The organism is Bacillus sp. AR8-1, assembly GCF_008042345.1.
GTDB classification, from domain to species: Bacteria; Bacillota; Bacilli; order Bacillales; family Bacillaceae_G; genus Bacillus_A; species Bacillus_A cereus.
In genome coordinates, this window is record NZ_QNUB01000065.1 from 1 (window position 1) to 1053 (window position 1053).

Consider the following 1053-nt stretch of genomic DNA (forward strand, 5'->3'; position numbering starts at 1 on the left):
CACAACTGCTACATGTTTTTGTGGAAGGAAACCATTTGTCTATTTTCACAAGCTGTTTGCCTTGTTCATTTAGTTTATAAGCTAAGAAAGAAGTGAACATACCCCAAGCATTATCAGCGACGCTTTTTCCAAAATGAAGTGCTTGCGATATTCCCTTCATATTTAGATCTTCAATAGCTACAACATCAAAATGAGTAGCTAACTCTTTAGACTTACGATGAAGGAAGTTCTTACGTTGGTTTGCTACTTTTTCATGCAGCTTAGCTACACGGATACGTTGTTTATTCCAACGCCCTGAACCTTTTGTACGTCTTGATAATACTCGTTGAGCCTTTGCTAATCGGTCTAACATTTCACGATAGAACTTAGGATAATTGGCTCTCTCATCCTCAGAACTGACGTATAATTGATCCATCGCAAAGTCTAATCCAACAACTGTTTCTACTTCTTTTTGTACGATCTCTTTTTCGTATTCAGTCAAAATGGACACATAGTATTTACCAGTAGGTGTCATAGAAATCGTACATGACTTGATTATATGGCCTTGTGGTATTTCTCTATGCTGTTTGATACGTACCATTTTCAGTTTTGGCAATTTGATATGACCGTTAAGCAACATAATATTTCCGTTCACTACATTCGTTGTATAAGACTTTCTGTCTTTTTTGCTTTTGAATGTTGGGAAGTCATTTTGACCACGAAAGAAATTTTTATAGGCAGTTTGCAAGTTTAGTTGAGCATTTGCCAAAGCTAATGAATCCACTTCTTTTAACCACTCAAATTCTGCTTTGTATTTCGCAGGAGTGGGAAGCTTTTGTTTCTTTAGTTGATCCTTATCATCTTTATGTTTTTCATACGCTTCTTTCCGTTCAGCTAACATTCTGTTATACACGAAACGTACACAACCGAAAGTTTTACGCATAAGATGTGCTTGGTCTTCTGTTGGATACAAACGGAATTTATATGCTTTATTCTGCTTTGTCATATCATTTCACCTCACTTTTCACTTTGATTTTCAATATATGTTTTTACTACGTCTATTGGCGAACCACC

1 protein-coding gene is annotated in these 1053 nt (G+C 36.1%); it reads right to left on the reverse strand.

All coding sequences use genetic code 11. From position 1 onward, the window contains the following. On the reverse strand, positions 1–985 hold a 985-nt coding region (locus tag DN400_RS28065), incomplete at its 3' end, for an RNA-guided endonuclease TnpB family protein (RefSeq protein ID WP_147802063.1). Positions 986–1053: the final 68 nt, after the last annotated feature.